This window comes from Trichococcus sp. K1Tr (genome assembly GCF_028309625.1).
Lineage (GTDB): Bacteria > Bacillota > Bacilli > Lactobacillales > Aerococcaceae > Trichococcus.
In genome coordinates this window covers 1-4,675 of record NZ_JAQMHR010000018.1, presented here as the reverse complement: position 1 = coordinate 4,675, position 4,675 = coordinate 1, and the positions used below count along the sequence as shown (strand labels likewise).

5 protein-coding genes are annotated in these 4,675 nt (G+C 47.3%); all 5 read right to left on the bottom strand.

Annotated elements, in window-relative coordinates; genetic code table 11:
- Window positions 1–150 precede the first annotated feature (150 nt).
- On the bottom strand, window positions 151–1,518 hold the full coding sequence (locus tag PH235_RS14395; RefSeq protein WP_272162949.1) for a hypothetical protein: 1,368 nt from the start codon (window positions 1,516–1,518) through the stop codon (window positions 151–153).
- A 317-nt stretch (window positions 1,519–1,835) separates the two neighbouring features.
- Window positions 1,836–2,837, bottom strand: a complete 1,002-nt coding sequence (locus PH235_RS14390; protein WP_272162948.1) for a hypothetical protein — start codon at window positions 2,835–2,837, stop codon at window positions 1,836–1,838.
- Between the two features lie 492 nt (window positions 2,838–3,329).
- Window positions 3,330–3,497 carry a hypothetical protein gene (locus tag PH235_RS14385; protein ID WP_272162947.1) on the bottom strand — a complete coding sequence of 56 codons (168 nt, stop codon included), beginning with the start codon at window positions 3,495–3,497 and terminating at the stop codon, window positions 3,330–3,332.
- Entirely contained in the window at window positions 3,487–3,705 is a 219-nt protein-coding gene (locus PH235_RS14380; protein ID WP_272162946.1) for a hypothetical protein, read from the bottom strand. Before PH235_RS14380 ends, PH235_RS14385 begins: the two co-directional genes overlap by 11 nt.
- Window positions 3,706–3,716: 11 nt before the next feature.
- Window positions 3,717–3,908, bottom strand: a complete 192-nt coding sequence (locus PH235_RS14375) for a hypothetical protein (protein ID WP_272162945.1) — start codon at window positions 3,906–3,908, stop codon at window positions 3,717–3,719.
- Between the last annotated feature and the right edge of the window lie 767 nt (window positions 3,909–4,675).

Here is a 4,675-nt window from a genome sequence, read left to right as displayed (position 1 = left end):
TCAAGTTGGAGCAAATCCAAAAAAGAATGACTCTCATCTCAGCTAGTGGTGTAGCGGTTAGTTGCGAAGGAAAAAAAGAAACAATTATTAACTATGTTAAAGGGAGAAAAAATGGCGGTTTTTTTTTGCACAAAAAAAAGCGGTAGTTTCCTACTCGCTCGCTTGTTTTTTAGTTCGCTCTATCGTCCGTAGAGAAACCTTTGTATAGCCCTCATTTTTCATTATTTCGAAGATTTCTTTATGCTTAAATCCCTCGGATTTTAGCGTCAGAATGCGCTCGTTTCTTCGCTCTTTTTGCGTTTGGTTGGCGGCTTTCACAGGCGCATAGTCTTTCTGCTTACGCAGACGATTCCGTTTCCCGCGTTCGGCTCCGCCGATTATCGTCCGCATGGACGCTTGTTCGCTTTCGCTAATTCTCAAATTGTCGATTATTTTTGTATTGTGGTAGGCGTAGCTGATTTCCTGCGCTTTCTCGACGGCTGACATTGGTTTGTCGGTTGGTTTTTTGGCCGCTTCTATCGCCTTTATGATTCGCTCGCCATTTTCCGCCTTCTGGTTCAAGGTTTTGATGAGAGCTTGGACTTCATTTTCGCAAATCGGTCGCGTCAATAATGCGTTCATTTCGGCCAGTTTCTTTTCGTACTCTTCGACGCCCGCCTGCATGAGTTGCACGGCGTAGATATGCAGAAATGAGTGTCGGTGGCCGTCCATTTCATAGTCACGTAGTTGCGCCAGTCGCTCCAAATCTTTGGCTCGGGCGACCGCCAAGGTGTACGGGTTGAACAGGCGCTGAATGCTCCCTTTTTTCTTAGTTTTTGGCGCTTTTTTCCGGCTTTTTGGTAATTCGTCGAGGATTTCGGTTGCAAAAAAATCCAAATCATAAATTTCGGTTGGATTCAGTCGCAAGACGGTGACTTCGTTCCTTTGTCTCCGTTTCGTATTCACCGTTCCAGGCACTCTGAAAAGGTGCAGGACATCGCAGGATTGCGGGTCGGCCCCCAAGGACTCCAACTTCTTTTGCAATTTTTTAGTGATTTTTTCGTAAAGCCGCACCATCGCTGGGTTGTTGACCACTTGTTCTTTTTGTCCTTTTTGTGCTTCTGTTTCTTCTTCGTCTGCTTCTTTTACTCTTTCGAGTTTCCAAAGCAGGTAAAGTCCATTTCCGGAGTCTACTACGGCCGTGGGCTTGGGAATGTTCTCGTCATCTAGAAGTTCCGGCAACAAAAACATGGCTTGGGCTTTGTTCATTCCGACTTTGTAAATGTCGAGGTCCATCACAATCGCGCTGAGCGCGCACGCGTTGGGCTTGGTGCGCTCGTGTTTTTTGCATGTGTTGTAGCTCATATACATGTTTTCGCAGCCGCTATACCGACGCTTTGCTGGCTCTTTTGTGAAATCCTCGTGCACAATTTTGCCTTTTTTTTGTAAAATGCAATGTACGCCGCGAGTGGCTGTAAAAAGTTCTAAAAATTGTTTGTTTAAATCTTCGTATTCTGGTTTTCGTAGTGCTTCTGGCATGGCTGAGCTCCTCTGAGCTCATTCTCTTTTGGTGTTCCATTTGCACCAGGTTGCTACTTTTTATTACGACATTGTTTGGTTGTATTTTTTCCCGTTTTGTCATATAATAGTCAGGTAGAGAGACGTTAGTAGCGTCCTGATGCTTGTTCCAATGGTTTCGCGGCCTCGGAGAACAAGCTTTTTTTTTGTCTTTTTTTTAGTGTTGCATTTTCTTGTATTCGCTTTTTTTATTATATAGTTTTTTCGTATTTTTAACAATGCGCCTCCGGCGCGAGTTTGTCGAACAAGCGACACGTCCTTTGCGACGTGTCGCTTTTTTAATTTCTATGTTCTTCCCAGAACTCTTCATAAATTCCTGTGCCAAGATATTTCGAGGATTCCGAAATTCTTGAGTGTCCCATCTGTTTTGCGAGCCACTGCCCTGCGCCGCGGTCGAACTCGATTCCGTTGACTTCGTACGTTTCGGAGCCGTTCTTCGCCTGATTTATCCGAAACAGCTCCCACTCGCGGTCCGACTGCTCCAGCTCCAACATTTTATTATTTGCATAATATTGCCTGCTGAGCTGCTGCGCCTGCAAATTATTCAGGTTCGCATCGAATAGAGGCGTCGCGTCGCTTATGATTTCTTTGAATTCTTCAGCCGTCGGCAGCTCGGTCACGTGCTGAATCATTTCGCCATACGCTTCCTCTATATACATTTGTTGCGACGCCAGGATTTCGGCCGACCGGTAGAGCCCCCCTTTGCCAAAAGTGCAATGGTACAACGTTCCGTCCTTTTCGTAGAGCGATTTTTCGGTCGCTTGATATTCGGGATTTTCTTTTGTATAGACCATTTCCGAATGACGCAGCCCGAACGCCCGCCCGTACTCGAGTACCTCCCGTTGGCGTTCATTCGGCTCTCGGCAAGTGGCCGCTGGTCCTCGGTTGTTTCGAGCATCCGAGCTTGTCACGCGCGGCAACTCGCATTCTTTGCGAGTGATGCCATTCTCCGCGTAGAGAAGCCGATTTACAATGCTCATGCTCGTCTGGGACGTCTTGGGCGAGAAAGCCTCATTTCGGTATCGGACATATTCGATGGCCTGCTCACGCGTGATGTCCGCCACTCGGCGCACTTCCGGATGATTTGCCCGTAGCCATTTTGCGAAGACCCGGCCCTGACTTTTGTGCGTTTTTATCGAACCGCGGCTGTAGATTTTTTCGGGCTGACAATGCTTTCCGGTCGCTAGTTTGTCGGCATGTCTGGAAGTTCCTTTGCCTTTGTAGTATTGGTTATACAGCTTTGTGCCGATTTCGTTCGCCAAGCTTTGTTTTTTTGCCAATTCCGATTCCCCCTTCGCATATCTTATGCGGGCTGTTCAGAATTTATAGCAACGCAAACAGGCGATTTTGGCCTTTTGGCAAAAATCACCTCCTTTTTGAGGCTATTTGGTTCGTTTGAGGTCTTTTTTGATGTGGTGTTGGTTCATTTGAGGCTTTTCAAAGCATGTTAGGTTCATTAGAGCCGACTCTTTTTTGAGACTATTTTGGCTCCAAGCAGTCTTTTTTTGTATTGCATTTGTTGATATGGCGCGGTTTCCCGGCCCTTCACCGTCATCGGTGGCGGTTTGGAATAGACCTCAGCTGGCGCTTCGGTCTATTCCCCCTGCAGTTGGTTTTGCGTTCGTCGCTGCAAGTGCATGTGCCTGCTTCGCAGTCACGTCGCTATCGCTCCTGAAGTGCCTGTGCCGCGCTTCGCGCTGCACGTCGCTATCGCTCCTAGTGCATGCGTACGGCTCTGCCGTCCGCGTCGCTACGCTCCTGTATGCCTTCGGCTACTGCTCCGCGTACAAGTACGCGTTCGCCTGTTCCACAGCCTCCGCTTCCGTCAGCTCGTCCATCAATTCGCGCATATCGAAAAACAGCGTGCGCGCCTGGTGTTGCGAAAATCCGGCGGCCTTCATTGCCAGCACCGCATAAGAAATTGCCTCTTCATTTTTCATTTTCCTTCGCTCCTTTTTTTGCCTGCGCCTCGTCTTCCATGCGCTCTGCTTCGTTTAGCAATTGATTTTTTCCTGCGTAAATCACATAGAGGATGATTTCTTCATCCGTCATTTTGTTTGGCCGTTTGCCGTGCTTTGCCTGGTACCATTGGTAATATGCGTCTCCGCATTTGCGTATCAACGTATCTGATAATTCGACTGTTGCCATTCAAATTCCCCCTATTTTTTTGGCCCTCTCCATTTTTGTTCGTACCATTCGTTGCCGATTTTGACCGCCTCTTCAGGCGTCACTGTGTCGAACGCTGCTCGCATTTTTTTCATTATGATTTGCGTATCAATCAAATTTAAATCCGCCTGTTTGCAAGCGACCAACATGAATCCGATGGCCTCGTCTCTCGTTAAGCCGTTCATCCTATCGTTCCTCCTTAGTTACAAAAACCAAAACCTCTTTGCCTGTCGTTTTTTTCCGATACCTAGAAAGCTGATTCCTCCTTGTCATTGCTGCGCCTGTTCAGTTAATAGTTCCCCTATTTCCAGTTTTTTTTAATACACTTATTGTATGACAAAATGCCGGTTTGTATGAGCTTTAAACAAAAAAAATAAAAGAAAGTGTATTCCGCGCCCCAGGGCTAGTGAGCCGGGCTAAGGCCCCTGGCTATGAGAAATTCCCACCAACCGCGCTCCCCTCAACCCCCGACTGCAGGGGAGACCCCTGAGACCCCCTCAGCCAAATCCCTTGCGGAAAATCCTGCAAAAAGACAAAAAAAAGACCCCCGGCCCAGGCACCTGTCTACCCTGCGCCTGGCTCCGTTTGCCGCGGTTTTCTTGGTTGACATAACATTCATTCCACCAAGATATCACCTGTTGCGTGACATATCGGACACGCTCTTTCGGTCACTTGTCTAGGGTGCTGGGCGTACAAAAAAAGCAGCCGATTGACGTCAGCTGCTTCCCACAAAAAAATAACCGCCACGCTCCTTTGGACAGGCCACGGTTAAAAGCCTTTTTGAAAAGGTGGCAACACCAGTATACCACGCATACGAACTGGTGTTCAAGTTGGAGCAAATCCAAAAAAGAATGACTCTCATCTCAGCTAGTGGTGTAGCGGTTAGTTGCGAAGGAAAAAAAGAAACAATTATTAACTATGTTAAAGGGAGAAAAAATGGCGGTTTTTTTTT

Coding starts and splice junctions, on each gene's coding strand:
- PH235_RS14395 (WP_272162949.1), bottom strand. CDS start 1,518: ATGCCAGAAGCACTACGAAAACCAGAATACGAAGATTTAAACAAACAA.
- PH235_RS14385 (WP_272162947.1), bottom strand. CDS start 3,497: ATGAAAAATGAAGAGGCAATTTCTTATGCGGTGCTGGCAATGAAGGCC.
- PH235_RS14380 (WP_272162946.1), bottom strand. CDS start 3,705: ATGGCAACAGTCGAATTATCAGATACGTTGATACGCAAATGCGGAGAC.
- PH235_RS14375 (WP_272162945.1), bottom strand. CDS start 3,908: ATGAACGGCTTAACGAGAGACGAGGCCATCGGATTCATGTTGGTCGCT.